20 protein-coding genes are annotated in these 26,723 nt (G+C 75.6%); 17 read left to right on the forward strand and 3 right to left on the reverse strand.

The window, feature by feature from the left end:
• Positions 1-223: 223 nt before the first annotated feature.
• Together AB0D66_RS19025 and hemL are read right to left on the reverse strand one after the other, a co-directional pair.
• Positions 224-904 carry a histidine phosphatase family protein gene (locus AB0D66_RS19025; RefSeq protein ID WP_362304329.1) on the reverse strand — a complete coding sequence of 227 codons (681 nt, stop codon included), beginning with the start codon at positions 902-904 and terminating at the stop codon, positions 224-226.
• Positions 901-2,223: a glutamate-1-semialdehyde 2,1-aminomutase gene (gene hemL, locus AB0D66_RS19030; RefSeq protein ID WP_362304332.1), complete on the reverse strand. Its 1,323-nt coding sequence runs from the start codon at positions 2,221-2,223 to the stop codon at positions 901-903. The genes AB0D66_RS19025 and hemL overlap by 4 nt, the downstream gene beginning before the upstream one ends.
• A gap of 304 nt (positions 2,224-2,527) precedes the next feature.
• On the opposite strand from hemL, the gene AB0D66_RS19035 reads away from it, so the two are divergent.
• On the forward strand, positions 2,528-2,965 hold the full coding sequence (locus tag AB0D66_RS19035) for a hypothetical protein (RefSeq protein ID WP_030161262.1): 438 nt from the start codon (positions 2,528-2,530) through the stop codon (positions 2,963-2,965).
• A 520-nt stretch (positions 2,966-3,485) separates the two neighbouring features.
• On the opposite strand, the gene AB0D66_RS19040 is transcribed toward AB0D66_RS19035, so the two are convergent.
• Positions 3,486-4,841 carry a hydrolytic protein gene (locus AB0D66_RS19040; RefSeq protein ID WP_362304334.1) on the reverse strand — a complete coding sequence of 452 codons (1,356 nt, stop codon included), beginning with the start codon at positions 4,839-4,841 and terminating at the stop codon, positions 3,486-3,488.
• Between the two features lie 167 nt (positions 4,842-5,008).
• Here AB0D66_RS19040 and AB0D66_RS19045 point away from each other — a divergent pair, with 167 nt between their 5' ends.
• The 16 genes from AB0D66_RS19045 to AB0D66_RS19120 all read left to right on the forward strand — a co-directional run bounded on the left by AB0D66_RS19045 (position 5,009) and on the right by AB0D66_RS19120 (position 24,803).
• The gene (locus AB0D66_RS19045) at positions 5,009-5,680 is read left to right on the forward strand and encodes a response regulator transcription factor (RefSeq protein ID WP_069920720.1); all 672 of its coding nucleotides are present in this window, start codon (positions 5,009-5,011) and stop codon (positions 5,678-5,680) included.
• 240 nt (positions 5,681-5,920) lie between these two features.
• Positions 5,921-9,076, forward strand: a complete 3,156-nt coding sequence (locus AB0D66_RS19050; RefSeq protein ID WP_362304338.1) for a hypothetical protein — start codon at positions 5,921-5,923, stop codon at positions 9,074-9,076.
• Positions 9,073-9,777: a DUF4255 domain-containing protein gene (locus tag AB0D66_RS19055; RefSeq protein ID WP_362304341.1), complete on the forward strand. Its 705-nt coding sequence runs from the start codon at positions 9,073-9,075 to the stop codon at positions 9,775-9,777. The genes AB0D66_RS19050 and AB0D66_RS19055 overlap by 4 nt, the downstream gene beginning before the upstream one ends.
• A 65-nt stretch (positions 9,778-9,842) precedes the next feature.
• A complete protein-coding gene (locus tag AB0D66_RS19060) occupies positions 9,843-11,906 on the forward strand; it encodes an ATP-binding protein (RefSeq protein WP_362304386.1) in 2,064 nt (687 codons plus the stop codon).
• Between the two features lie 207 nt (positions 11,907-12,113).
• A complete protein-coding gene (locus AB0D66_RS19065) occupies positions 12,114-13,670 on the forward strand; it encodes a phage tail sheath family protein (protein ID WP_362304344.1) in 1,557 nt (518 codons plus the stop codon).
• Between the two features lie 70 nt (positions 13,671-13,740).
• A complete protein-coding gene (locus AB0D66_RS19070; protein WP_030388073.1) occupies positions 13,741-14,181 on the forward strand; it encodes a phage tail protein in 441 nt (146 codons plus the stop codon).
• Positions 14,178-14,675, forward strand: coding sequence for a zinc-ribbon domain-containing protein (locus AB0D66_RS19075; RefSeq protein WP_069920724.1), 498 nt, complete (start codon positions 14,178-14,180; stop codon positions 14,673-14,675). The genes AB0D66_RS19070 and AB0D66_RS19075 overlap by 4 nt, the downstream gene beginning before the upstream one ends.
• Positions 14,672-14,830, forward strand: coding sequence for a DUF6760 family protein (locus tag AB0D66_RS19080; protein ID WP_167739575.1), 159 nt, complete (start codon positions 14,672-14,674; stop codon positions 14,828-14,830). Before AB0D66_RS19075 ends, AB0D66_RS19080 begins: the two co-directional genes overlap by 4 nt.
• Before the next feature lie 4 nt (positions 14,831-14,834).
• On the forward strand, positions 14,835-18,326 hold the full coding sequence (locus AB0D66_RS19085; protein WP_362304349.1) for a hypothetical protein: 3,492 nt from the start codon (positions 14,835-14,837) through the stop codon (positions 18,324-18,326).
• 43 nt (positions 18,327-18,369) lie between these two features.
• Positions 18,370-18,795 carry a phage tail protein gene (locus AB0D66_RS19090; protein WP_362304352.1) on the forward strand — a complete coding sequence of 142 codons (426 nt, stop codon included), beginning with the start codon at positions 18,370-18,372 and terminating at the stop codon, positions 18,793-18,795.
• Between the two features lie 121 nt (positions 18,796-18,916).
• Positions 18,917-19,648, forward strand: coding sequence for a LysM peptidoglycan-binding domain-containing protein (locus AB0D66_RS19095; RefSeq protein ID WP_362304355.1), 732 nt, complete (start codon positions 18,917-18,919; stop codon positions 19,646-19,648).
• Positions 19,645-21,462: a VgrG-related protein gene (locus tag AB0D66_RS19100; RefSeq protein ID WP_362304357.1), complete on the forward strand. Its 1,818-nt coding sequence runs from the start codon at positions 19,645-19,647 to the stop codon at positions 21,460-21,462. The genes AB0D66_RS19095 and AB0D66_RS19100 overlap by 4 nt, the downstream gene beginning before the upstream one ends.
• Before the next feature lie 65 nt (positions 21,463-21,527).
• Entirely contained in the window at positions 21,528-21,845 is a 318-nt protein-coding gene (locus AB0D66_RS19105; RefSeq protein WP_362304360.1) for a PAAR domain-containing protein, read from the forward strand.
• Positions 21,845-22,267 (forward strand): GPW/gp25 family protein, encoded by a 423-nt coding sequence (locus AB0D66_RS19110; RefSeq protein ID WP_362304362.1) that lies wholly within the window; start codon positions 21,845-21,847, stop codon positions 22,265-22,267. Before AB0D66_RS19105 ends, AB0D66_RS19110 begins: the two co-directional genes overlap by 1 nt.
• The gene (locus tag AB0D66_RS19115) at positions 22,267-24,234 is read left to right on the forward strand and encodes a putative baseplate assembly protein (protein ID WP_362304365.1); all 1,968 of its coding nucleotides are present in this window, start codon (positions 22,267-22,269) and stop codon (positions 24,232-24,234) included. Before AB0D66_RS19110 ends, AB0D66_RS19115 begins: the two co-directional genes overlap by 1 nt.
• On the forward strand, positions 24,231-24,803 hold the full coding sequence (locus AB0D66_RS19120; protein WP_362304368.1) for a phage tail protein: 573 nt from the start codon (positions 24,231-24,233) through the stop codon (positions 24,801-24,803). Before AB0D66_RS19115 ends, AB0D66_RS19120 begins: the two co-directional genes overlap by 4 nt.
• The last annotated feature ends 1,920 nt before the right edge of the window (positions 24,804-26,723 follow it).

Genomic DNA, 26,723 nt, shown 5'->3' on the forward strand with positions numbered 1-26,723 from the left:
CGTCAGACTCAAAGCCCCATGCCCGGTCATATAAACGGACAATTAGCCTGAGTTTGTGCGCTGACACGGTGATTCCCGCGCGACTTGTATTTATTTAGGCAAAGCCGTAACGGATCGTCACAGAATGTGGATCACCGACGGGTGTTCTTCCACGACCCGTGCGCCCGCGGGCGGTGCGCCCGCGGGCCGTCCGTCCGCGGGCCGCCCGTCCACAGGCTGTGGATCAGGCGCCGAAGGCCTTGGACTTCCCCTTCACCGGCTTGGCCCCGGCGAGCAGGTGCGCCGGCACCAGGTCCCTGGCCGGCTCGCTGTAGCCCACCGACACCAGCCGGTCGCCCTGGTACGTGAAGGACGTCATGGAGGCGAGCGTGCACTGGCGGCGGCGCGGGTCGTGCCACAGCCGGCGCTTCTCCGCGAAGCTGCGCACGATCCAGATCGGCAGCTGGTGGCTGACCGCCACCGCCTCGTGGCCGCGGGCCGCGTCGCGCGCCGCCTCCAGCGCGCTCGTCATCCGGACCACCTGCTCGACGTACGGCTCGCCCCAGGAGGGCCTGAACGGGTTCGTCAGGTGCTTCCAGTTGCCGGGCTTGCGCAGCGCGCCGTCGCCGACACCGAAGGTCTTGCCCTCGAAGACGTTCTCCGCCTCCAGCAGCCGCCGGTCCGTGGCCAGGTCCAGGCCGTGGCTCTTGGCGATCGGCGCCGCCGTCTCCTGCGCCCGCTCGAGCGGGGAGGACACCACGTAGGCGATGTCCCGGCTCTGCAGGTGCTCCGCGACCCGGTCCGCCATCTGGCGGCCCAGCTCGGACAGGTGGTAGCCGTCCCGGCGCCCGTACAGGACCCCGTCCGGGTTGTGCACCTCGCCGTGGCGCACCAGGTGGACGACCGTGATCTCGCTGCTGCTCATGCGGTGGCCTCCGCGGCGGCCCGGGCCGCGGCCGGCAGCGCCGCCGCGATCCGCTCGACCGCCCGCTCGTCGTGGGCGGTGGACACGAACCAGGACTCGAAGGCGGACGGCGGCAGGTAGACGCCCTGCGCCAGCATCGAGTGGAAGAAGCCGTTGAAGCGGAAGGACTCCTGCTTCTTGGCGTCGTCGTAGTTGCGCACCTCGTCCTCGGTGAAGAAGACGGAGAACATGTTGGACGCGGTCTGCAGCCGGTGCGCCACGCCCTCCTTGCCCAGCGCCGCGGTCACCAGCCCCTGGATCTCCTGCGAGACCGCGTTGACCTTCTCGTACGCGGCGTCGTCCAGCAGGCGCAGCTGCGCGAGGCCGGCGGCGGTGGCGATCGGGTTACCGGAGAGGGTGCCCGCCTGGTAGACCGGCCCGGCCGGCGCCAGGTGGCCCATGACGTCGGCGCGGCCGCCGAAGGCCGCGGCCGGGAAGCCGCCGCCCATGACCTTGCCGAAGGTCATCAGGTCGGGCTTGACCCCGTCCACGCCGTACCAGCCGGCGCGGGAGGTCCGGAAGCCGGTCATGACCTCGTCGGAGATGTACAGGGCGCCGTTCTCGCGGCACAGGTCGGCGAGCCCCTGGTTGAAGCCCTCGGCCGGGGTCACGACGCCCATGTTGCCGGGCGCGGCCTCGGTGATCACACAGGCGATCTCGCCGGAGTGCGCGGCGAAGGCGGCACGGACCGCTTCGAGGTCGTTGTAGGGCAGCACGATCGTGTCGCCGGCCTGCGCGCCCGTCACCCCGGGGGTGTCCGGCAGCGCGAACGTCGCGAGCCCGGAACCGGCGGCGGCCAGCAGCGCGTCCACGTGGCCGTGGTAGCAGCCCGCGAACTTCACGATCTTGGCCCGGCCGGTGAACCCGCGCGCCAGCCGGATCGCCGACATCGTGGCCTCCGTACCGGAGGAGACGAGCCTCACCTGCTCGACGGGGGCGACGCGGGCGACGATCTCCTCGGCGAGCGCGACCTCGCCCTCGCCGGGCGTGCCGAAGGAGGTGCCGCGGGCGACGGCCGCCTGGACGGCCTCGATCACCTCGGGGTGGGAATGGCCGAGGATCATCGGGCCCCACGAGCACACGAGGTCGACGTACTCCCGGCCGTCGGCATCGGTGAGGTACGGACCGGTGCCGGACACCATGAACCGGGGCGTACCGCCCACGGCGCGGAAGGCGCGCACCGGAGAGTTCACGCCGCCGGGGGTCACGAGGGAGGCGCGCTCGAAGAGCGTCTGCGAAACTGGGGCTTCATACGGGTACGGGTAGCTCACACCAGCCATGGTCTCAGAGGCCGCGACAGACTTGCGGACGGGCGTTTCACCGCGCCGCCGCGGGGGAGGTCACTGCCATGATGATCAGGCTGCGTGGCGGGGGCCGCGGGGCCGGGGCGAGCAAGACCAGTCGGGTGGAGATATGCAACGCGGTGGTGGACCGGGCGAGGGTACGGACGGCCTCGACCCGCAGCGCGCCCGCGAGGCCCGCGAAGCCCGCCGCCGGGGCAAGCACCGCCGGCGCGCCACGGAGGCGGCCGACGCCGTCCCGGGGCCGGCGGAGGAGCCGGACGGCCTTCCCAGGGGCCGCGGCATGGGTGTGACGTACAAGTACTTCGGCGCCCCCGACGGCGCGACGGCGGCCCGCGTCCCGGTCACGATGCGCCCCGAGGAGCTCGGCGGCGACGAGCTCGGCATGGGCGGCCTGTTCACCAAGATCAAGCCGGAGACGGTGGCCGCGATGGTCCTGACCGGCATCGAGGGCATACCCCTGCACAAGGTGCCCCCGCTGGAGCTGGTCGTCCTGCACCCCGACTACGCGGTGGTCAAGCTCCCCATGACCGTGGTCGACCCGCTGCGCGGCATCGGCGAGGAATCGGTGGGCGCGGCCGCGTTCATCTGGTCGACCGTCCCGGACCGCGGCGGCCCGCGCGACGCGTTCAACGTCTACCAGCTCCTGCACGAGTGGCAGGACTTCTCCCACCGCCTCCACGAGGCGGGCCACCAGCCCTACTGCCTGGTCTGGCCCTGACCCTCGCCCCCGGGGCCGGCCCTCCGCGGGGCCGGCCGCACGGCGTCATCGCGTCCGGCCGGTGAGGACGCACACGTCCCGGTACACCGCGGGTAACGTGGCGGGTTACGTGGCGACCGGCCATCGGCGCCGGCCCGGTACGACCACGGGCATGGCGCACAGGACCAGCGCGGCCCAGAACAATTCCCAGGACGCGCAGCCCTCGGCGAAGACCCATTTCGAGCTGGGCGGCGACATCGACGACGGCGGTGCACATGTGCGCGGCGGGCCGGACGCCGGCTGCGCACCGGCCCGCAGGGCCGGTGCGCTCGGACCTAGTCGAAATCCGGCCATCTTTCCGGCTCTGCCAACCCTTGCCCCTCACACCGGAGTTCACCGGCGCGGGGCCGCTGGCATGAGAACGTGTGGTCGAAGACCGGTCCTCTGAGCGCTCTTCGGACTACCGATTTCCGGACGGTTCGGGAAAGGCGCTCTTTGTCCTGACGCGCGACCTGACCGAGGATGTCTGTTCCGCTTCGGGTCACCTGAGGTCGCTCAGTACACCGCTCACGTTGAGCACCTCATGGCACTCCTGCGCCTGACGACCGGTGGCAGGGGTGCCCGGCTTCGCACAGGTCACCTGGACGGTCACAGTCTGGCTCTCGGTGATGCTGATGGGGGTGACCCAGTGGTAGTCCTGGTTGCGGAACGTCTCCAGCGCGATCGTCGTGATCTTGCGGTCGCCGAAGCTGATGGTCACCACCCCCTCGTCGCCCTGGAAGTTGGCGACGACGATGTCCGTGATCCCGAACGCCTTGCCCGCGGGCACCGTGTAGGCGCCGGTCTCGGTCCGGCCGCCCCCGGTCTGCAGGTCGATGGTGGCCGAGCTCTGCTGACCCGCGGCGACGCCACCGCCGGTGCCGGCTCCGGCTCCGGCCCCGGCTCCCGCACCGCCCCCGCCCGCCCCGGGCTGGGGGCTCTTGCCGCCCCCGCCCGGCTGGTTGGCGCCGCCGGCCCCCGGGGCCTGCGCGCTCTCCTCCGCGCCGGCCGGCGTCGGCCGGTTCTGGACGGCCTGGTCGGCGGCCTCCTTGGCCGTGCTGCGCACGGCCGGGCGCACCAGCATGAACCAGGCGAGCAGCAGGGCGAGCAGCGCGGCCAGTACCGCGAGCAGCCAGGTCGGGAAGATCGGGATCTGGACGAACTCCACCTCGAGCGGGGCCCGTACGGGGTCCGGCTCGGCGCGCTCCGCGGCGTCCTCGCCCTCCCCGTCCGCGGCGTCGGCCACCTCGACGGTGAACGGCCAGGTCACCGGGGACCCGAACCACACCGGCGTGCCGGTGCGGACCCGCAGCACCACCTCCGCCGACTCGCCCGGCTCCAGCGCCAGGGCGGCGGGACGGAAGTCGAACTTCAGCTCCTCACCCGGCTGCGCGGGCGTGAATCCGAGCCGTACGGGGGCGTTGCCCTCGTTGCGCACGGCCAGTCGATAGCGCCCGCGCAGCCAGCCGCGGCGGCGTTTGGGAGCGCTCTCTGCCCGCAGCTCCCGGAACTCCTCGATGTGCACCGTGGTCTCGGGCACCCGCACGGACTCGGGCTGCTCGGCGGGCAGCACGCGCACGGCGAGCGGTACGTCGCCCGCCCGCACCTGCGAGGAACGCGGCGGCTCCAGGCGGATCGTCACCGTTTCCGAGGTGCCGGGGTAGAGGGAGACGCGCTCGGGCTCCACGGTGGTCCACGCAGCGCAGTCGCCGACGACCTCCAGGCGGTACGCCTCGACGATGTCGCTGTCGTTGCGGACGGTCAGGGTGGTGGATGCGGTACCACCGGGCGTCACCGACACCGGCGGGATGTCGAGATCGGTCGCGCCAGGGCTGGAAGAGGCTGCTGGGGATATCACCCCTCGACGCTAGGGCGGCGCCGCGCCCGCTTTCCATGGGCGCGGGGGCAACGCTCCGGGCAGCCCCGGTGCCCCCACGGGCTCCTCTCAACTCCTTTCACCGCACCACGTGTTGACCACACCTCCCCTTTTCGTGTCCCGACATACGCACCCGGAACAGGTACGCCATGCCTCAGCCTGACAACAACGGACCCGCCCCCTCGTACGGCGCCGGCCAACGGGTCACCGTGGCCGTGTACGCGTCGGACCCGATCCTGCGCGTCGGGGTCGTCCACCAGCTGCGCCAGCGACCGGAGATCGAGCTCGTCGACCACGCCGACGCCGACTACGCGCAGGTGTCCCTCGTGACCGTGGACAGCGTGGACGACGAGACGGCCGCACTGCTGTACCGGCTGCGGCACAACTCCGGCACGCGCACCGGCCTCGTGGTCGGCACCTTCGCCTCCGGCGACGCGCTCCAGCGCGCCATCGAATGCGGGGTCACCGCGGTCCTGCGCCGCGCCGAGGCGGACCAGGACCGGCTCCTGCGGCTGGTCCTGGCGATAGCGAACGGCGAGGGGGTGCTTCCCGGCGACCTGCTCGCCAAGCTCCTCGACCACGTCGGCAGCCTGCAGCGCTCCGCGCTCGACCCGCGCGCGGTGTCCCTGTCCACGCTGACCCCGCGCGAGGCGGACATGCTGCGCCTGGTGTCGGAGGGCATGGACACCGCGGAGATCGCGCGCAAGACCTCGTACTCCGAACGGACCGTCAAGAACGTGCTGCACGAGGTCATCACGCGCCTGCAGCTGCGCAACCGCACCCACGCGGTCGGCTACGCCCTGCGCAACGGGCTGATCTGACCGCGCGCCGACGCCCCGGCCGGCGGTCCGGCCGACGGGCGGGCCGGAAGGCGGGCGGTCCGGCAGGCGGGCGGGCAGGCAGGCAGGCGGGCGGGCAGGCGGCCCGCCCCCGCCGCTGCCCGAAAGCGCACCCGCCGCTTCCCCCGGGTCCGGCCCCGCGGCCCTGCCGGTCCGCGCCGGCGACCCGCAGGGTGGCGGGGTCATACGTAGATGCTGCACCCGACGGTGAGGTGGACCCTGATGGGCACGGGTGGATCCGGCGGCCGACGACCCCGCTGGGGGAGAGTCGGCGCGTCGCTGCTGCTGGTGATCCCCTTGCTCGCGGTGACGGCGGCCACCGGCCCCGGCGACGCCGAGGCGCGCACCGCCGCGGCCGACGCCGGCGACAGCCGCGTCGCGTACGCCGGTACGCGCCACCGCAGTCTGGGACGCGTGGCGACGGGCACGTCCACCACTCCCCTGTTCGGCGAGGGCCCGGCGCACCAGGACCTGCAACCCGCAGCGCTGGGCGACCGGCTGGTCTTCGCCAGCCGCCGCGACGAGCGGAACCCGCAGGTCTACCTGCGGTCCGCGGACGGCTCGGTACGCCGCCTGACCAGCGGCCTGGACGCGGCGCACCCCCGGCTGACCCCGGACGGGCGGGCGGTCGTCTTCGACTCGCCGCCGCCCTCCGGGTCCGGCGGCAACCAGCGCGACCTGTGGCTGGTGCGCACCGACGGCACCGGCCTGTCCCGGCTGACCGACACCCCCGCGAACGAGGAGGACCCCACCGTCTCGCCGGACGGCGGGCGTCTGGCGTACTCCAGCGACGAGGACCGGGCCGCCGGACGGCAGGTCCACGTACGCCCCCTGCGGGGCGGAGCCGCGACCCGGGTCACCGACCCCGCCAACGGCACGGCCACCGAGCCGGTGTGGAACCCGGTGGACGACGCGGCGAACCGGAACCTGATCGCCTACACCGCCACCGGACCCGCCGGTCCCCGCCTGCGGTGGACCGACGGGCGCGGCGACGGGCCGCTGCTGGCGGGTGCCCAGGCGGGCTGGCGTACCCACGGGGCAGCCTGGCTGCCCGACGGGAACGGGCTGCTCTTCCTCAGCCCGGACCGCACCTGCGACTGCGAGGGCGACTGGGACCACGTCTTCCGGGTCCCCGCGCACTCCGAGCAGACGCCCCAGGTGGTGCTCAGCGAGGACCGCGAGGTCGGCTCGCCGACCTGGCTCGGGCCGCTCCAGGGCGGCGGCACCGTGGTCGAGCGGATCTCGGCGGCCGGCCCGCGCGCGGTGACCCTGCAGGACGCCCGGATGGACGGCTCCGACCCCCGCGACCTCGGCCTGACCATCCTCCAGGAGGACCCGGCGGCCGACACCAACACCGACCCGGCCAAGGACCCCCTCTTCCAGCCCGCCCCCGGCTCCGACCCGTGGACCGAGCGGCAGAACTACACGCCCGACGGGCGCAGGATCGTGCTGACCCGCTTCGAGAACACGCCCGCCGGCCGGATCGAGCGGATCTGGATCGCGGACGCCGACGGCTCCCACGAGGCGCCCCTGCCGCTCGGCGGGCGCGGCCCCAAGGACTGGGACACCGACCCGACGTTCTCCCCCGACGGCAGGTCCCTGGCCTTCACCCGGACCTCGCCCGGCGGCGTCGGCGCCGCCGCCGGCCCCTCGCGCATCCTGATCGCGGACGCCGCCACCGGCGCGATCCGCGGCGAGATCACCCCGCCCGCCGGGGCGCCCCGGGGCGGGGACGCCCAGCCCACGTGGTCCTCCGACGGCACCGCCCTGGCCTTCACCCGCAACCTCGTGATCAACGGCAACGGCGGCAACAAGCACGTGTGGACCGTGCCCGTGAACCGCCTGGACCAGCAGCGCGACCTGAGCGCCACCCTCTGCCCCGGCGCCTGCGAAGTCATCGACGACAGCCCGGCGTTCTCCCCGGACGGCGCCACCATCGCCTTCAACCGCAAGAGCGGCGGCGGCCGTATCGACGAGCGCGCCGGCATCCTGCTCGCCGCCGCGGCGGGCGGCGCCTGCCGGGTCCTGCTGCCCGACGCCGCCCGCGACGTGCCGGGGGCCTGCGGCCGGGAACTGCCCGAGCCCACGGACAAGGGGCCGTTCCAGCCCCGCGACGCCGCCTGGACCGCCGACGGCAAGAGCCTGGTGCTCAGCGCCCGCGGCTCCCGGGCGCCCAACAGCCCGGAGAAGCTGAAGCTGGTGGACGTGGCCTCCGGCGCGCACCGCCTGCTCGTCACCGGGCCGGCGGGCCGCCAGAAGGAACCCAGCGTGCAGCAGTCCGTGGACCTGGCCGTCCGGGCGCCGGACAAGGCCGCGCCGGTCACCGTCGGCAACACCGCCACCGTCCGGGTCGACGTCGTCAACCAGGGCCCGGCGGCCTCGCCCGGCACCCGGCTGACCGTCGCGCCCCCCGCCGGCGTGGGCGTCACCGAGCTCACCGCGCCCGGCGCCACCTGTGACGCGGCGGCGCTGACCTGCGCTCTGGGCGTGGTGCGCCCCGGCACGACCGTCCCGGTGACCGTCACCCTCACCGGCCTCACCCCCGGCGACCAGCCCGTGGAGTGGTCGGTCACCGGCACCGTCCTCGACCCCCGTCCCAGCGACAACGCCGACCGGACCGTGGTCCCGGTGCGCGAGGCGCCCGTCCCCCCGACGCCGGACCCCACCCCGAACCCGCCGACCCCGGCCCCGCCGGTCCCGACGCCCGCGCCGCAGCCGCCCGCACCCCCGGCGGCGGGCCCCGGGGTGCGCGTCACGGCGCAGCCCGAGCCCGGGTACGTGGGCGGCCGCGTCGTCGTCACCTACACCGTGAGCAACGGCCGCAACGCCCTGGCCACGGGCCTGCGGCTGCGCATCGGCCTGCCCGAAGGCGTGCCCCACGACGGGCCGCCGCCGGGCTGCGACCAGAGCTGGGTGTGCGCCCTGCCGGACCTGGCGCCGGGCGCCCGGACGGTCCTGCGGGTCGTCCTCAACCCCGACAAGGCGCTCACCGGCCGGGTGACCGGCGCCCTCACCACGACCGGCACCGACGCCGACCTCGGCGACAACACCGCCGAGCAGCGGGTGCGCGTCCTCCAGCCGCGCATCGTCGCCGTGCCGCCGATCGGCAAGCCCGGCTTCGTCACCTCGGTGCGCGGCGAGGACTTCCCGCCCGGCGCGCCGGTGCGGTTCACGTGGAAGCCGGGCATCACGGCGGCTGCGGCGCCGACCCTCCCGCGGCGCGACGGCACCTTCACCGGCCAGCTGCTGATCCTCGCCAAGGACCAGACCGGCCCCCGCACCATCACCGCGAGCGGCCCCGGCTTCTCCCCCGTGCAGACCGACTTCCTCGTGGTCAGCGGTACGGTGCAGCCGCCGGACGAGGTGACCCGCCGGTGATCCACGAAGTCGACGAGGCGCTGCGCCTGCTGCTCGCGGAGTCCGGCCTGGAGGCCTCGGGCGTCGAGGTGGTGTTCGACGCACCGACGCGCGACTGGGCGGCGCGCCGCAGCGCGCCCACGGTCTGCGTGTTCCTGTACGACATCCGCGAGGACCACGCCCGGCGCGGCAGCGGGGCGGGCGAGGTGTTCGACGCGGACGGGTTCGTCGTCGCGCGCCGCACGCCGCCCCGCTGGTTCGACCTGACGTACCTGGTCACCGCGTGGGCGAGCCGGCCGCAGGACGAACACCGGCTGCTCTCCCAGGTGCTGGCCCGCCTGGTGTCCACCGACACGCTGCCCCAGCGGCTGCTCGGCGGCACGCTCGCCGAACTCGGCCTGCTCGTGGACGTGGACGCCGGCGGCACCGGGCTGGACGCCCCGGCCGCCTCCGACGTGTGGTCGGCGCTGGGCGGCGAGCTGAAGCCGTCCCTGGGACTGCGGGTGAAGGCGCCGCTGGCCGGCATCAGCCAGGTCGCCGCCCCGCCGGTCACCGAGGGGCTCGTCGTACGCTCCGTGCCGCAGGCCGGACCGGACGGGACCGGGAGCCCGCGCCGGCTGCGGTACGCCGAGCTGGACGAAGCGGGGCCGGAGGGCTTCGGCGGCTCCCGGGAGCGGCCGCGGGTCCCCGCGCGCCGCAAGCGAGGAGAACGCCAGCCGTGACACACACCCTCGAACCGGCCCCCACGGCCCCGGCCGACATCGTTCCGGCCCCGGCGGCGGACCAGATCCCGGCCCCCGCCGGCCCGGATCCCCACCTGTGGGAGCGGCTCCAGTGCGTCGAGGAGCGGGTGCGCCGTGCCGTGGCGCTCCGGCGCGCCGTCGACCCCGACCCGGACGACCCCTACCGGGGCCAGTACCTCACCCCCGACGCCGCCGCCCGCCTCCTGGACGCGCGGCACGACCCCGGCCCGCCCGAACCCGCCCCGGCGGACCCCCCGCCCGGCTCCCCGCTCGACGTCCTGGCCAGGCGCTTCGCGCTGGCTCCGCTCGACCTGGACCTGCTCCTGGTCGCCCTGGCCCCGGACCTGGACGCCCGCTTCGAGCGGCTCTACGGCTACCTCAACGACGACCTGACCCGCCGCCGGCCCACCGTCGGCCTCGCCCTCGAGCTGTGCGGCCGCACCGGGGCCGCCGCCGCGCGGTTCCGGCTCTCCCCCGCCGCTCCGCTGGTCGCGGGCGGGCTGCTGGAGGTGGCCGAGCCCGAACGGCCGCCCCTGTCCCGGGTGCTGGCCGTCCCGGACCGGGTCACCGCCCACCTGCTCGGCGACACCTCGCCCGACCCGCGGCTGGCCGAGGTACTCGGCGGAGCGGCGGACGACCCGGCCGTCGACCCCGCCGAGCTGCACCGGGCCGTCGCCGCGGCCCGCAGCGGCACCGGCCACGTCCACCTGCGCACCCGCGGCGGCGATCCCGTCGGGCTGGCCGCCGCCGCGCTGCGCGCGAGCGGGCTGAGCCCGCTGGCCCTGGACGCCGCCGCCCTGGCACCCCACACCCCTGCCGTGGCCGAACTCGCCCGCGCCGCCGCCCGCGAGGCCCGTCTCACCGGCGCCGGGGTGCTGCTCGGCCCGATCGAGGACCTGCCCGACAAGCCCGACGAGCGGGCCCGCGTCCTGCGCACGCTGTGCACGGTGCTGCGCGGCCTCCCCCTGTTCACGTACGGCGCGGGCGGCTGGGAGCCCGCCTGGGCGGCCGACACCCCCCTCACCCTGACGGTGGCGGCCCCCGACCCCGGCCGGCACGTCACCCGCTGGCGGCTCGCCCTGGAAGGGGCCGCCGGGGAGCACGGCACGGCCGGGGACGCCGACGCCCTCGCCCGGTCCGTGTCCGCGCACCGGCTCGACGCCGGGCAGCTGCGCCGCGCGGCCGGCACCGCGGTGCGCACGGCCGCGCTCGACGGCCGCCCGGTCTCCCCGGAGGACCTGCGCAGCGCCGTACGGGCCCAGAACGGCGCCGGACTCGCCCGCCTCGCCCGCCGGGTGGAGCCCGCGGTGACCTGGGACGACCTGGTGCTCCCCGCCCCCACCCTGCGCGGCCTGCGGGAACTCGCGGTGCGCGCCCGCCACCGCGACCAGGTGCTCGGGCAGTGGGGCATGCGGCCCGGCGGCGGCCGCGGGCGCGGGGTGATCGCCCTGTTCGCGGGTTCCTCCGGCACCGGCAAGACCATGTCCGCCGAGGTCGTGGCGGCGGACCTGGGCATGGACCTGTACGTGGTGGACCTGTCCACGGTCGTCGACAAGTACGTCGGCGAGACCGAGAAGAACCTGGAGCGGATCTTCACCGAGGCCTCGGCCGTCAACGCGGTGCTGCTGTTCGACGAGGCCGACGCGATCTTCGGCAAGCGCTCGGAGGTCAAGGACTCCCACGACAAGCACGCCAACATGGAGTCGGCCTACCTGCTCCAGCGGATGGAGTCCTTCGACGGCATCGCCATCCTGACCACCAACCTGCGGGCCAACCTCGACGAGGCCTTCACCCGCCGCCTCGACGTGGTCGCGGACTTCCCGGTACCCGACGCCGCCCAGCGCCTGGCCCTGTGGGAGCGGTGCCTGGGCGAGCGGCTGCCCCGGGCCGGCGACCTCGACCTCGCCTTCTGCGCGGACCGGTTCGAGCTGGCGGGGGGCTCCATCCGGGCCTGCGCGGTGACCGCCGCCTACTCCGCGGCGGCCTCGGGCGGCCCGCTGACCATGTCCCAGGTGGTGACGGCCGTCGCCCAGGAGTACCGCAAGCTCGGCCGGCTGCTCCTGGAAGGGGAGTTCGGGCCGTACGTGGGCCAGGTCACGCACGTGTGAGCCGGGCGGCGGCGGACCGGCCGGGCGCGCTGCCTGGCCGGTCCGCCGCCGGCGACCGGGAGGGCAGCCCCCTTGCCCCCGGCCAGGTCCGGAGGTCTCTGCCAGGGGCGACGGCCGCCGGAAAGGCTGTTCAAGGACCTGAATACGAACCTGGATCCGGACCTGGACACGGTCCCGGACACGCAGCAGCAAGACGAAGGAGCGAGCATGCCGACGTACCTCACCCCGGGTGTGTACGTGGAGGAGGTGCAGTCCGGTGCTCGCCCGATCGAAGGGGTCGGCACCGCCGTCGCCGCGTTCGTCGGATTCGCCCAGAGCGGCCCGTTCCACGAGCCCACCCTGGTCACCAGCTGGGACCAGTACAGCCAGCACTTCGGCGGCTTCACCGAGGGCACCTACCTGCCCCACGCGGTCTACGGGTACTTCGCCAACGGCGGCGGCGCCGCGTACGTGGTCCGCGTCGGCGGGTCCGGCCAGGACACCTCCGCACCGGCCGCCGGCAGCGGGCGCCCCCAGCTGCGCGCGGGGGAGCCGGTCGAGCTCGGCGGCTTCCTGATCGCGGCGCGGCCGGGCGTCAGCGGCGTGTCCGTGGAGATCGCCGACGCGGACGGCGAGAACCCGCCCGAGGACCGCTTCAAGGTCCTGGTCCGCCAGGGCGAGCAGGTGGCCGAGACCTACGAGGCCTCCGCCCGCAAGAACGTCAAGGGCTACCTCGTCACCCAGGCCCGCGCCTCGAAGCTGATCGAGGTCACCGAGCAGCGCACCGCGAGCCAGGTCCGGCCCGCCGGCCAGACCGTGGCCCTGCCCGACAACGCGGCCGCGGCCGCCGTGGCCGGCCAGGGCGCCGCGTCTCGGCTCGACCCGGCCGAGTACGTCGGCGACGCGGCCGCCCGCACCGGGTTCGCCGGCCTGGAGACCATCGACGAGATCACCATGGTCGCGGTCCCCGACCTGATGAGCGCCTACCAGCGCGGCGACATCGACGCCGAAGGCGTGCGCACCGTGCAACTCGCGGTGATCTCGCACTGCGAGCAGATGGGCGACCGGGTCGCCGTCCTGGACACCCCGCCCGGGCTCTCCGCGCAGCAGGTGCGCACCTGGCGCAACGACGAGGCGGGCTACGACTCCCGCTACGCCGCCCTCTACTACCCGTGGGTGCGGGTCTTCGACCCGGCCGCCGGGCGCAACACGACCGTCCCGCCGAGCGGCCACATCGCCGGCGTGTGGGCGCGCAGCGACGCCGAGCGCGGTGTGCACAAGGCTCCCGCCAACGAGGTGATCCGCGGCGCGGTGGACCTGGAGCTGCGCCTGAGCAAGGGCGAGCAGGACCTGCTCAACCCGATCGGCGTGAACTGCGTACGGGCCTTCCCCGGCCGGGGCATCCGGATCTGGGGCGCCCGCACCCTCTCCTCCGACCCGGCCTGGCGCTACCTGAACGTGCGCCGCCTCTTCAACTACCTGGAGGAGTCCATCCTCCTGGGCACCCAGTGGGTGGTCTTCGAGCCGAACGACGACCGGCTCTGGTCGAGCATCCGGCGCAACGTCACCGCGTTCCTGACCGAGGAGTGGCGCCGCGGCGCCCTGTTCGGCCGCACGGCGGCGGAGGCGTTCTACGTCAAGTGCGACCGGGACAACAACCCGCAGGAGTCGATCGACCAGGGCCGCGTGGTCTGCGAGATCGGCGTGTCGCCCGTCAAGCCCGCCGAGTTCGTGGTGTTCCGGCTGGCCCAGTTCTCCGACAGCACCAGCCTCGTCGACGAGTGACAGCCGCGGCGGCCGGTACGGCCGCGGGGGCCGCAGCAGCCGTATCAGCAAGGAAAGGTGAAGAACAGTCATGGCAGAGGGCGATGCTCTTTCCACCCATATCTTCGGCGTACAGCTCGGTGGTTACCTGGTCGAATCGATCCAGGAGATCAGCGGACTGACCGTCGAGGAAGAGGTCGTCGAGGTCCGCCAGGTCAGCGCGGAGGGCAAGCAGATCATCCGCAAGCAGCCCGGCGCCCGCCAGGCCGGCGAGGTGACGATCACCCGGGGACTCGACAAGAGCAGCGAGTTCACCAAGTGGATCAAGGAGACCCTGAACAACGGGGCCGTCGACACCGCGCGGCAGAACCTCACCATCGAGATCAAGGACTCCACGGGTGCGACCGTGCGCCGCATCCAGCTGATGCAGGGCTGGGCCTCCAAGTGGGAGGGCCCCTCCCTCAAGGCGGGCGAGTCCGCGGCGGCCACCGAGTCCGTGACCATCGTGTTCGAGGAGATCATCGTCGAATGAGGCGCCGTACGGTCACCGCGGGCAGCCTGGAGGAGATCCTCCAGGTCACGGCGCCCACCCAGACCCCGGAGCAGGCGGCGGTTCCCCCGGCCGCCGCCGCTCCGGCCCCTCGCGAGGACCACGGGCTGCGCACCGAGTTCGAGTTCGAGCTGCCGCGCGGGTACGTGGACGAGGCGGGGACCGTGCACCGGCACGGCTCCATGCGCCTGGCCACCGCCCGCGACGAGCTGCGCCCGCAGATCGACCTGCGGGTCAAGGAGAACCCGGCGTACCTGAGCGTGGTCCTGCTCAGCCAGGTGATCACCCGGCTCGGCACGATCACCGACGTGCACGCCGGGATCGTGGAGCGGATGTACGCGACCGACGTCGCGTTCCTCCAGGACTTCTACCGGCGCGTCAACAGCGAGGGGCACACCCGCGCGGCAGTCACCTGCCCGCACTGCGAAGGCGGCTTCGAGGTCGACCTCTCCGGTGGGCGCCTGGGGGAATCGTGACGTACGCCCTCCCCCGGCTCAGGGAGGAGATCGCGTACATCGCCTACCACTTCCACTGGCAACGCGACGAGATCCTCGACCTGACCCATGGCGAGCGACAGGAGTGGGTCACCGAGATAGCTCGTATCAACACCCGTGTGAACGAAGGCGGTTGAGCACATGGCATGGCGGGACAGGCTGCGTCGGCGCGCCGCCGTGCCGGACGCCGCGAAGGGCAGCCGGGCGGCGTCCCCCGGCGGGACGGCCACACCCGGCGGCGGGACGGCAACGCCGAGCGGCCGGGCGGCTGCCGCACGGGAGACCGGCGTACCGGGCGACTGGGACGGCGGCTGGCGGATGACCGCGGCGCCCCGGCTGACCGTGTCACGCGCACCGCTGGGCGTCAGCGACGGGCTGGCCTTCCGGTCCGGCCTGGCCGCGTGGCGCGATCCGTCGTTCGACACCGGGCTCGCCCACGCCGTGCTGCCGTCCGCTCCGGCCGGCCTGGTACGCGGGGTCGCCCGCCCCGCCGCCGCCCGCCCGGCCCCAGCCTCCGCCTCAGGCTCCCGCGGCGGGGGTCCGCTGCTGCTGCGTGCGCTGCGGAGCCCGTCCGGGGCCGACACCGCACCGGGGCCGGCGCCGTCCGAACCGGCCCGGCCCGCACCGTCCGCCCGCGGCGCACAGGGCTCCTCGCGGCGCGACACCCCGCAGATCTCGCGCCGAGTGCGGCCCGGCACCCCCGCCTCCGGCGCCACGCCGCCCGGGGGCCGCGTCGCCGAGACCCCCTCGTCCGGCGCCCCCTCGTCCGGCTCCGCGTCGTCCGGCGCTGCGTCGTCCCGTGCTGCGTCGTCCGGCGCTGCGTCGTCCGGCGCACCCTCGTCCGGCTCCGCGTCGTCCGGCTCCGCGTCGTCCGGCTCCGCGTCGTCCGGCTCCGCGTCGTCCGGCTCCGCGTCGTCCGGCTCCGCGTCGTCCGGCGCTGCGTCGTCCCGCGGGCCCTCGTCCGGCGCCGCGTCGTCAGGCGCCACGTCATCCCGCGCCGGGTCGTCCCGCGCGCCCTCGTCCGGCGCCGCGTCGTCCCGACCTGACGGCCCGGCTCCGCACGGACCGGCGGTGGCCGGGGCCGCGCCCGCGTCCGCACCCGCGGTGGGCCCGGGCCCGTCCGCGCCGCCCGGCGCCGCATCGCCGTCCCGCAGCGGCGATCCCTCGCGTTCCGCCGCCGACGGAGGCACGGCGCCGGGCCCGGTCGTCGCCCGTACCACCGCCCGTTCCACCGCCCGTGGCGGCGGCCGGGAGGCCCGGTCCGGCACGGCGCCGGCCGGGGGGACGCCGGGTACCCGCGGCCTGACGTCCACGCACTCCGCGGCGGCCGTGCTCGGCACACCCGCTCCCGCCGTGCAGCGGGCCGAGGCTCCGGGCCGCGGCACAGCCGAGGCCGGCCGCACGCCGACGCCCCCGCGGTTCCCGCTGGTCCGCCGGATCGCCGTGGTCCCCGGAGTACCCGCCGAAGCCTCTCCGGCGGCCCGGGCGGCCTCGGCCGGGCGTACCCCCGCGTCCCCGACCCCGTCGCCGTCGCCGTCGCCGTCCGGTGCATCGGCCGCCCCGGCCGTCCAGCGGGCCGCGGCCCGCACGTCCGGTTCCGGCGCACCGGCCTCCGCCGCGGCCGCCGCGGGTGCCCAGGCCGGTCGTACCGGCGGGCAGTCGCCCGTTCCCGAGGCCTCCGGCAGCGCCCGTACCACCGTGGTCCGGCCGCGCGCCGTCGGCCGCGCGCTGACCGTGGCCCGGGTCCCTGCCGCGCCCAGGCGGCGCGTGTCCGTCGTACGTCCCACCCACCCGCCGACGGCCGCGTCGCAGTCGGCCGGGGCCGGGGCCGGGGCCGACTCGGGCGTGCCCGTGCAGCGCGCGGAAAGCCGCGCACCGCTCGGTGCCCCGCTGACCGGACCGCCCTCCGCGGCCACGCCGTCCGCCCGTCCTTCGGCGACCCCTGACGCCGTACCCGCCCCGGCCATGCCCACGGTCCAGCGCCACACCGAGCCCACGGCCGACAACCCGAACCGGGGCCCGGCCGGCCCGAAGACCCCCGCGCAGCGGGCCCAGGCCCCCGCACCCCGCACCGAACCGCCGGCCCGCCCCGCCGCCGACGGTCCGGGCCCGGCCGAGCCGCATTCGCCCGTCCAGCGGGCCCACACCCGCGCCCCCCTCGGCGCGCCCCTGACCGAACTGCCGTTCACCGCCGCGCCGTCCACCGCCGCGCCGTCGACCGGCCCGGCCGCCGACCCCGGCACCGCTCCGGCCATGCCCACGGTCCAGCGGCAGCCGCAACCCACCGCGGACACCGCGGGCCCGGCCGAGCCGCATTCGCCCGTCCAGCGGGCCCACACCCGCGCCCCCCTCGGCGCACCGCTCCCCGAACTGCCCGCCACCGCCGTGCCGTCGGCCCGCCCGGCAGCGGCGACCCCCGACACCGCACCCGCCCCGGCCCTGCCCACGGTCCAGCGGCAGACGGCACCCTCGGCCGGCGGCCCGAACCCGGCCCCGGCCGACCCGAAGACCCGCACCCGCGCCCCCCTCGGCGCACCGCTCCCCGAACTGCCGCCCACCGCCGCGCCGTCGGCCGGCCCCGGCCGTGCTCCGGCCATGCCCGCGGTCCAGCGACGGGCAGAATCCGCGGCCGACCGTCCGGATCCGGCCGCGGGCCGTCCCGCGCCGCGCATGCGCTCCGGGCTGGGGGCACCCCTGCCCGCACTGCCGTCCAGCGCCGCGCCGCCCGCCTCGTCCCGGTCCCGGGCGTCGTCCGTCCACACGCCCCTGCTGGGCCCGGGCGACACACAGCACGGTGTCCCCGGAGCCGTCCAGCGGGCCGCCACCGCCTCCCCGGGCCTGACGGCCAAGGCCGCTCCCCCGGGCGGCGGCCCGGTCCCGCTCGTCGCGGCCCGCCCCGTCACCGACCGGAGCGGAACCCCGCCCCACAGCCCCGCGCCCGCGCCCCGCACCCTCCAGCTCCTGGCGGCCCGCCCCCTCCCCCTCGACACCCGGGACATGGGGAGCGCCGCCGCCCCCGCTGCACGCCCCGCGAGCCGTCCGGTGGTCGCGGCCTGCTGGCCCGCCCCGTCCTCCGCACCGCGGCCGGTCCAGCGTGCCGCGGCCACGGGCGGGCCGGTGCGTCCCGCCGCCCTCTCGGGTCACCCGGGCCACGCCCCCCGTCCCGTACGCGCCGTACCGGCCGCCCCCGCGCTGCCCGTGACGGACCCGCTCGCCCCGCCGCTCGTGGGCCGGCCCTCCCCGGCGGCCACGCCGCCGGCACAGCCCGTCCCCGTGGTGCGGCCCCGGGCGCCGGCCCCCGCCGTCCCCCCGGCAGCGACCGGCTCCACGCCACCGCCGGGCCCACCGCCGGGCCCGCCGCCGGTCCAGCGCGCCGCGGCCGGCGGCCGGAGCACCCCGGGGCCGGTCAGCATCCAGACGGCCGCGCCCTCACCCGCACCCGGCGGCGGCCGGCGCCCGGCCACGACCACGACCACGGCCGCGGACCGGCCGCGCGACGCGGCTCCACAGGTCCCCGACTCCGACCTCGACGACCTGGCCCGCCGTCTGCTCGACCCGGTCGCCCGCCTGCTGCGCACCGAGTTGCGGCGCGGCCGCGAACGCGCCGGCCGGCCCTTCGACGGACGCCGTTGAGCGCGCCGGGAACACGTACGAACGAGAAACGGACCACGGACCGATGACGGACAACATCTTCGCGACCAGCGTGTTCTTCCGCCTGGCGATCGGCGGCAACGACCTGGGCGCCTTCCACACCTGCTCCGGCATGGGCGCCGAGGTCGAGATGGAGAGCTACGCCGAGGGCGGCAACAACGGCTTCACCTGGCAGCTGCCGGGCCGCGTGACCTGGTCGAACATCACGCTCACCCGGCCCGTCACCACCGACACCGCGAAGATCGGCCGATGGCTGGACGAAACGCTGCGGCGGGTCGAGCCCAAGGACGGGGAGATCGTGGCGCTGCGGCCCGACCTGAGCCGGATCATCAGCTGGCAGGTGTTCGGGATCGTCCCGGTCCGCTGGCAGGGGCCGTCCTTCGACCCCGCCAACTCCGCCGCGGCGATCGAGACGCTGGAGATCGCCCACGCGGGCCTGCTCCCCTCCTGACCCGCCTTCCCGACCCGCCTTCCCGACCCCGCCCTCCCGACCGCCCCCACCCTTTCCTCCCGCCCCCGCCCTTTCCTCCCGCACCCACCCGCCGTCCCCGCTCCGGAAGGGAGCCCGCGCCATGGCCTCCTCGGCACGCGCCAGCCGCGCCAGGGCCCAGCTCACCCTCAAAGAGCCCCCCGCCTCGGTCGGCGCCAAACCGGGCGGGACGATCGCCAAGCTCGACCTCCAGTTCAACCCGTCGACCCTGCAACTGGGCAAGACCACCGAGTGGCGGCGGTCCCCGTCGCGCATGGCGGGGCAGTCGGCGCTGCCCGAGTTCGTGGGCAGCGGTCCGCGCACCCTGAGCCTGGACGTGTTCCTCGACGCCACCGCCACCCACGACAACTCGGTGGAGCAGGCCGTGGAGAAGCTGATGAAGGCGTGCGTGCCGACCCCGGCCAGCCTCGGCCGCAAGAAGCCCGCCAGCCCCTGGGTGCGCTTCGAGTGGGGCAGCGCCCGGACGACCTCCTTCGACGGGGTCCTGTCGAACCTGTCGGTCTCGTACACGCTCTTCGACGTGGACGGCAAGCCGCTGCGCGCCACCTGCTCGCTGTCCATCGAGGAGGCGAGCGTCGACCCGCCCGGCCAGAACCCCACCTCCGGGTCGCGCACCGCCCGCAGCACGCACACCGTGGTGGCCGGCGACAGCCTGGCGATGCTGGCCTGGCGCGAGTACGGCGACGCCACGGCCTGGCGGGCCATCGCGGAGGCCAACGGCATCGACGACCCGATGGCGCTCGTCCCGGGCACCGAGCTCGTGGTGCCGGGCGTACAGGACCACGAAAACGGCGGCGAGGAGGAGCAGCGGTGAGCGGATCCGAACCCGGGGGCCGGTCGTTCGCGGCCGACCCGATCGTGGAGTCGCCCGGCGAACTACCCCCGGTCTGGGCCGCGCAGCTGGTGAGCTGCGTGGTGGACGAGAACGTGGGCCTGCCGGACACCGCGGTGCTCACCTACCGCGACCCCGACCACGAGTTCCTGCGCGCCACCGGCATCACCATCGGCACCCCGCTGCGGGTGTCGGTCACGACCGTGAAGGGGCAGGCGCGGGAGCGGCTGTTCAACGGCGAGGTCACGGCCCTGGAGATCGACCGCGACCGCACCGGCTCGTTCACCGTCGTCCGCGCCTACTCCAAGGCGCACCGCCTCCAGCGCGGCCGCAAGGTCGTGGCGTACCGGAACATGACGGCCGCGGCCATCGTCCGCAAGGTGGCCGCGGGCGCCGGACTGGCCGTCGGGAAGGTGGAGGCCGCGCCGGTCACCTACAAGCAGCTGTCGCAGGCGAACGTCTCCGACTGGGACTTCCTGCAGTACCTCGCCTCCGAGAGCGGCGCGCAGGTGCGCATCGACGAGAAGGGGCTGCTCCAGTTCACCCGGCCAGTGAAGGCCTCCGGCGCGCCCGCCCCCTCGACGTCCGCCACCCGCGATCCGATGGTCCTGGAGTACGGGCGCAACCTCCTCGCCCTGCGCGCCGCGCTGTCGGCCGCCGACGGCGCCTCGAAGGTGCAGGTCCGCGGCTGGGACGTGACCACCAAGCGGCCGCTCGTCGCCGAGCAGCCCTCCGTGGTCAGCGACACGGTGGTGCCCGGCCTCAGCCCCCGGCTCGCCGCACGGTTCGGCGCGTCCGCCGTGGCCGTCACCGACACCCCGTACCGCACGCAGGCCGAGACCATGGCGGCCGCCAAAGCGGCGGCGGCGCAGACCAGCGCCGGTTTCGGCGAGTTGGAGGCCGTGGCCGAGGGCAACCCGATGCTGCGGGCGGGCAAGCCGGTGGCGCTCGGCAACGTGGGGCAGGCCTTCTCCGGCCGGTACACGGCGACGGCCGTGCAGCACGTACTGGAGCCGCACGGCGGCTACCGCACCACCGTGTGGGTCAGCGCCAGCCCCGACCGCTCCCTGACCGGCCTGGTGACCGGCGCCAACGCGCCGGGCCGCGGTCCGCGCCTCCCCGGCCTGGCGACCGGCGTGGTCACGGACGTACGCGAGCCGAACGGCTCCCAGCGCGGCGCCGTACGCCTGAAGTTCCCCTGGCTCGACGACACCTACGTCACCGACTGGGTGCGCACCGTCCAGTGGGGCGGCAAGGGCGGCGGCGGCATCGTGAGCCCCGAGGTCAACGACGAGGTCCTCGTCGGGTTCGAGCAGGGGCTGCTCGACAGCCCGTACGTCATCGGCGGGCTCTACAACGGCGTGGACCAGCCCTCCCCGCACGACGTGCCGCTGATCGACAAGACCAGCGGCAAGGTCAACCGCCGCTCCCTGGTCTCGCGGTCGGGCCACCGCGTGGAACTGCTGGACGCGGCCGCCCCGGGCCCGTCCGGCCTGCGGCTCGTCACCGGGGACGAGCGGCTCGAAGTACGCATGGACGACCGGCGCGACCGGATCGAACTCACCGTCTACGGGGGGCGGAACCGGCCGCTGACCTCCGTCCTCCTGGACAAGACCGGCATCACCCTGGACGCCGGGCAGGGCACCGTGAAGGTGTCCGGCCGACAGGTCGACATCGACGGCACGGCCGGGGTGAGCATCGGCGGCCGGTCGGTGAAGGTGTCCGGCACCGCGGACGTCACCGTCAACGGCGGCCTGCTCGCCGTCCTCAAGGCCCGCCTCATCCGCATCAACTGAGCCCGCCCCAGCTGAGCCCCCTCAGCACCCTGCCGCGCCCCTTCCCCCCTCCCGAGGAGCTCCCGATGCCAGCCGCAGCCCGTACCGGCGACCCCACCAACCACGGTGGCCGGCTCGCCACGCCGCCGCCCGGCGCCGCCGCGGCGGTCGCGACGGTGCTGATCGGCGGCCGGCCCGCCGCCGTCGTGGGCAGCCTGCACGTCTGCGTGGTCCCGCCGCACGCGGCGCTGGGACCGGCCAACGTGATCGTGCCCAACCCGGCCGCCCTCACCGCGGGAACCGTGCTCATCGGCGGCCTGCCCGCCGCACGGGCCCGCGACCAGACCGCCTGCGGCGCGATGGTCCTGACCGGCGCCCCCAACGTCCTGATCGGAGGCGTGTGATGAGCGAGCGGTTCATCGGACGCGGCTGGGCCTTCCCCCTGCGCGTCGGACCGACCGGCGGGATCGCCATGGTCGAACGGGAACGGGAACTGGAGGAGGCCATCCGGCTGGTGCTGGGCACCGCGCCCGGCGAGCGGCCGATGCGGCCCGAGTTCGGCTGCGGAGTCCACGAGTACGTCTTCGCCCCCGGCGACGGCGACACCGCCGGGCGGGTCGCCCAGCAGGTGCGCGAGGCGCTGGAACGCTGGGAGCCCAGGATCGCGGTGGACGAGGTCGTCGTGGCCTTCGACTCCGTCGAGGCGGGCACCCTCTACATCGATGTGCACTACACGGTGCGCACCACCAACGACCGGCGCAACCTGGTCTTCCCCTTCTACACGATCCCCTCCGAGGAGGGGGCCGAGGAAATGGTCGCGGACTGATGGCCCTGCCCTCCCCCAACCTGGACGACCGACGGTTCCAGCAGCTCGTCGACGAGGCGAAGCGGTACGTGCAGCAGCGCGCCCCGGAATGGACCGACCACAACGTCTCCGACCCGGGCGTCACCCTGATCGAGACGTTCGCCTACCTCGTCGACCAGCTCCTGTACCGGCTCAACCGCGTCCCCGACAAGAACTACCTGGCGTTCCTGGACCTGTTGGGCATCCAGCTGTACCCGCCCTCGGCCGCCCTCGCCGACGTCGACTTCTGGCTGTCGGCTCCCCAGCCCGAGACGGTGACGCTGCCCGCCGGCACCGAGGTGACCACCGCGTCCGGCGAGAGCGAGGAGGCGGTGGTCTTCGCGACCACCGACGACCTGCGCATCGTGCCGAGCGAGTTGACGCGCCTGGTCACCTCACCCCGCACCGGCGACCTCACCGACCGGACCGGCGCGCTCGCCGAGGGCCGCGACATACCCTGCTTCCAGCCGACCCCCGAGCCAGGCGACGCCCTGCTGTTCGGCCTGCCCACCGCCGTGCCGCGGTGCGTGGTCGCGGTGCGCCTCGACAGCCGCGTCGAGGGCGTCGGCGTCGACCCGCGCCAGCCCCCGCTGGTGTGGGAGGCATGGGACGGCGGCCGGTGGCAGCTCTGCGAGACCGACTCCGACAGCACCGGCGGCCTGAACCGGCCCGGCGAGGTCATCGTCTACGTACCGGCCGGGCACACGGCCTCGCTGATCAGCGGGACCCGCGCGGGCTGGCTGCGCTGCCGGGTCACCGCGCCGGAACCGGGCCAGCCGTTCTACTCGGAGTCCCCGACCGTGCGCGAGGCCTCCGTCTTCACCGTCGGCGGCACCATGACCGTGGAGCACGCCGAGCGGGTCTCCGACGTACCGCTCGGCACGTCGGAGGGGGTGGCGGGCCAGGCCTTCCGGCTCGGCCGCCCGCCCGTGCTGCTCGACGGGGAGCCGCCGGTGGTGGAGGTGTCCTCCCCCGAGGGGTGGCAGCGCTGGGACGTGGTGGAGCACTTCGGCCGCTCGCGGCCCGGCGACCGGCACGTGCGCGTGGACGCCACCACCGGCGAGTTCACCTTCGCGCCGGTGCTGCGCGAGGCCGACGGCACCCTGCGCGCGTGCGGCGCCGTACCGCCCAAGGGCTCCCAGATCCGGGTGGCCCGCTACCGCACCGGCGGCGGCCCGGCGGGCAACGTCTCGCGCGGGGCGATCTCCGTACTGCGCAGCTCCGTCCCGTACGTCGCCCGCGTCGTCAACCGGGAGGCGGCGCGCGGCGGGGTCGCCGGGGAGACGATCGACAACGCCAAGCTGCGGGCGCCGGAGAGCCTGCGCATGCAGGAACGCGCGGTCACCGCCGAGGACTACGAGATCATCGCCCGTCAGGCGGCGCCCTCGGTACGCCGGGTCCGCTGCCTGCCCGACCGGGACGGCGGGGCGGGCCCGGGCGCGGTACGCGTCCTCGTCGTTCCCGACGCGGTCGCCGACGAGGGCGACCGGCTCCGCTTCGAGCAGCTGATCCCCTCCGACCAGGTGCTCGAATCCATCACCCGCACCCTCGACGAACGGCGCCTGATCGGCACCCGCCTCGTCGTGGAGCCGCCCGTCTACCAGGGCGTCACCGTGGTCGCCCGGCTGTCGGCCGCGGCCGGGGACGCCGACCGGGTGCGCGAGGCGGCGCTCGCCGCACTGTTCCGCCACCTCAACCCGCTGCGCGGCGGGCCCGACGGCACCGGCTGGCCGTTCGGGCGGCCCGTGCAGTACGGCGAGGTGTTCGGCGTCCTGCAACGAGCCATCGGGGACGTGCTGGTGGAGGAGATACGGATGTTCGCCGCCGACCCGATCACAGGGCGGCGCGGGGCTCCGGTCGACCGGATCGACATCGGCGCGGGCGCGCTGGTCTTCTCCTACCAGCACCAGGTGGTCGTGACGGAGCCGGAACCGGAGGTGCGCGGATGAGCCGGGCCGCCGTGCCCGGCCTGCCGAGCCGGCACCCGCTCGGCGGGCAACTCCCCGCCCTGTACGCCGAGGACGACTTCGCCCAGCGGTTCACGGCGGGCCTGGACACGGTCCTGGCCCCGGTGTTCTCCGCCCTCGACAACCTGCCCGCCTACTTCGACCCCCGGCTGGCCCCGGCCGACTTCCTGCCCTGGCTGGCCTCCTGGGTCGGCGGCGCCGACGACCCCCGGTGGCCGCTGGAGCTGCGGCGCGAGGCGGTGGCCCGGGCCGTGGAGCTGCACCGCCGGCGCGGCACCCGGCGCGGCCTGACCGAGGCCCTGCGCCTGATCCTGGGCGTATCCGCCGAGGTCAGCGGCGACGGCGCCGCCACCTGGTCCCGCACCCCCGGCACCGCCCTGCCGCCGGCCCCGGCGGAGGAGGTCCTGGTCCGGGTCTGGCCGCACCGGGAAGGCGACCCCCACCCCGTGGACGCGGACCGGGTCCGCTCCCTGATCCGCACCCTGTGCCCGGTCCACACGATCTGCCGCGTCGAGGTCCTGCCGGGACCGCCCGGAGGCGAGGAAAGGTGACGACGACGATGCGCGCGTGCCCCGTATGCGGCGTGTCCAACACCCCCACGGACGACTTCTGCACCAACTGCGGCACCTACCTGGGCTGGTCCACCCCCACCCACCAGCGCCACACGCCCCCACCGCCGCAGGCCACGTCCGACGAGACTCCGGCCCGAGAGGCCCCGGCCCCGGAGGCCCCGTCCGGGGAGTCCCCGTCCGGGGAGGCCCCGTCCGGGGAGGCCCCGTCCGGGGAGGCCCCGTCCGGGGAGGCCCCGTCCGGGGCAGGCACGGGCCGGGCGGGCACGGACCAGGCGGGTACGCCCCGGGCGGGCACGCCCCACAGCGGCACGGCCCCGACGCACACGGCCCGGGCGTCCACGGGCCGCGAAGGCACGACCGACGGAGGCATGACCCGCGCCGGCACGGGCCCGGCGGGCACAACCCCGGCAGGGGCGGACTGGGAAACCCCGCCCCCAGCGGGCACGCCCGGCGAAGGCACGGCCCACAGGAGCACGGACCCGGCAGGCACGGACCCGACGGGGACGGACCGCGAGCCCACGCCCCAAGCAGGCACGCCCCGCGAAGGCACGGCCCACGCAGGCACGCACCCGGCAGCCACGGATCCGGCAGGGACGGACCGCGAGACCACGCCCCTAGCAGGCACGCCCCGCGCCGGCACAGCCCACAGGACCACGTCCCCGGTAGGCACGGACCCGACGGGGACGGACCAGGAGACCACGCTCCAAGCGGGCACGCCCCGCGAGGGCACAGCCCACAGGAGCACACCCCCGGCAGCCCCGGACCCGACGGGGACGGACCGCGAGACCACGCCCCAAGCAGGCACGCCCCGCGACGGCACAGCCCACAGGACCACACCCCGCGACGGCACGGCCCCGGCAGGCACGGCTGACGCAGGGGCGGGTACGGGCTGGGAAGACACGGCACAGGGGGCCTCAAACCCGGCGGCCACGGCCGTGAGGGGCACGAACCAAGGGACCCCAACGGCCGCCGGCACGGCCCCGGCGGACACCGTCCGGGAAACCACCCCCCAAGGGGCCCCAGCCCCCACGGAGTCGACCCGGGAGTTCACGGGTCGCGAAGACACGACAGAGGGGGGCACGGCCCGCCCCGGCACGGCCCGGGAATCCCCCATCCGAGGGGGCGCGCCCCACGCGGCCGGGGTCGACAGGGACTCGGCCCGCGAAGGCGCGAACCAGGGGACCCCAGCCCCGGCAGGCACGGACCACGAGGCCACGGCCCATGGGGGCCTGACCCGTTCGGGCACGGCACAAGGAGGCCCAGCCGGAACCGGCACGGCCCCGACTGGCACGGCCCCGACGGGGACCGGCCGGGAAGACACGGCCCATGACGGCACGCCCTGGACGGCCACAGCCCCAGGGACCGCGCCCCGCGAGGGCTCAGGCCAGGGGGGCACAGCACGCGCGGGCGGAGCCGACAGGAACTCGGCCCGCGAAGGCGCGGCCCAGGGGACCCCAGCCCCGGTAGGCACGGACCACGAGGCCACGGCCCATGGGGGCCTGGCCCGTTCGGGCACGGCACAGGGCGGCCCAGCCGGAGCCGGCCCGGCCCCGGCCGGCACGGCCCCGACGGGGACCGGCCGGGAAGACACGGCCCATGGCGGCACGGCCCGCGAGGGCGCGGCCCGCGCAGCCACGCCCCAAGCAGGTTCGCCTCAGGCGGGCACGGGTCGGGGGGCCACGGCTCCGGAACGAGCGGGCTCCCGCCCTGCCACCGGCACGCAGTCGGCCGAGCCCGGACCGGCCACGTCCGCCGACGCCGTGCCCGGCCGGCCCGGGCGCGTCGACGCGGAAGCGACCCTGCCCCCGCAGGCCACGGCGGAGCCTCGCCCGGCCGCGTCCGCCGGCGCGGAAGCCACCCGGCCCGCGCAGCCCACGGCGGAGCCTGGCCAGATCGGAA

It is taken from the genome of Streptomyces sp. NPDC048270 (genome assembly GCF_040652335.1).
In the GTDB taxonomy this organism is placed as follows: Bacteria; Actinomycetota; Actinomycetes; order Streptomycetales; family Streptomycetaceae; genus Streptomyces.

Coding starts and splice junctions, on each gene's coding strand:
- AB0D66_RS19025 (WP_362304329.1), bottom strand. CDS start 904: ATGAGCAGCAGCGAGATCACGGTCGTCCACCTGGTGCGCCACGGCGAG.
- hemL (WP_362304332.1), bottom strand. CDS start 2,223: ATGGCTGGTGTGAGCTACCCGTACCCGTATGAAGCCCCAGTTTCGCAG.
- AB0D66_RS19035 (WP_030161262.1), top strand. CDS start 2,528: ATGGGTGTGACGTACAAGTACTTCGGCGCCCCCGACGGCGCGACGGCG.
- AB0D66_RS19045 (WP_069920720.1), top strand. CDS start 5,009: ATGCCTCAGCCTGACAACAACGGACCCGCCCCCTCGTACGGCGCCGGC.
- AB0D66_RS19050 (WP_362304338.1), top strand. CDS start 5,921: ATGGGCACGGGTGGATCCGGCGGCCGACGACCCCGCTGGGGGAGAGTC.
- AB0D66_RS19065 (WP_362304344.1), top strand. CDS start 12,114: ATGCCGACGTACCTCACCCCGGGTGTGTACGTGGAGGAGGTGCAGTCC.
- AB0D66_RS19070 (WP_030388073.1), top strand. CDS start 13,741: ATGGCAGAGGGCGATGCTCTTTCCACCCATATCTTCGGCGTACAGCTC.
- AB0D66_RS19075 (WP_069920724.1), top strand. CDS start 14,178: ATGAGGCGCCGTACGGTCACCGCGGGCAGCCTGGAGGAGATCCTCCAG.
- AB0D66_RS19085 (WP_362304349.1), top strand. CDS start 14,835: ATGGCATGGCGGGACAGGCTGCGTCGGCGCGCCGCCGTGCCGGACGCC.
- AB0D66_RS19090 (WP_362304352.1), top strand. CDS start 18,370: ATGACGGACAACATCTTCGCGACCAGCGTGTTCTTCCGCCTGGCGATC.
- AB0D66_RS19095 (WP_362304355.1), top strand. CDS start 18,917: ATGGCCTCCTCGGCACGCGCCAGCCGCGCCAGGGCCCAGCTCACCCTC.
- AB0D66_RS19105 (WP_362304360.1), top strand. CDS start 21,528: ATGCCAGCCGCAGCCCGTACCGGCGACCCCACCAACCACGGTGGCCGG.
- AB0D66_RS19110 (WP_362304362.1), top strand. CDS start 21,845: ATGAGCGAGCGGTTCATCGGACGCGGCTGGGCCTTCCCCCTGCGCGTC.
- AB0D66_RS19115 (WP_362304365.1), top strand. CDS start 22,267: ATGGCCCTGCCCTCCCCCAACCTGGACGACCGACGGTTCCAGCAGCTC.
- AB0D66_RS19120 (WP_362304368.1), top strand. CDS start 24,231: ATGAGCCGGGCCGCCGTGCCCGGCCTGCCGAGCCGGCACCCGCTCGGC.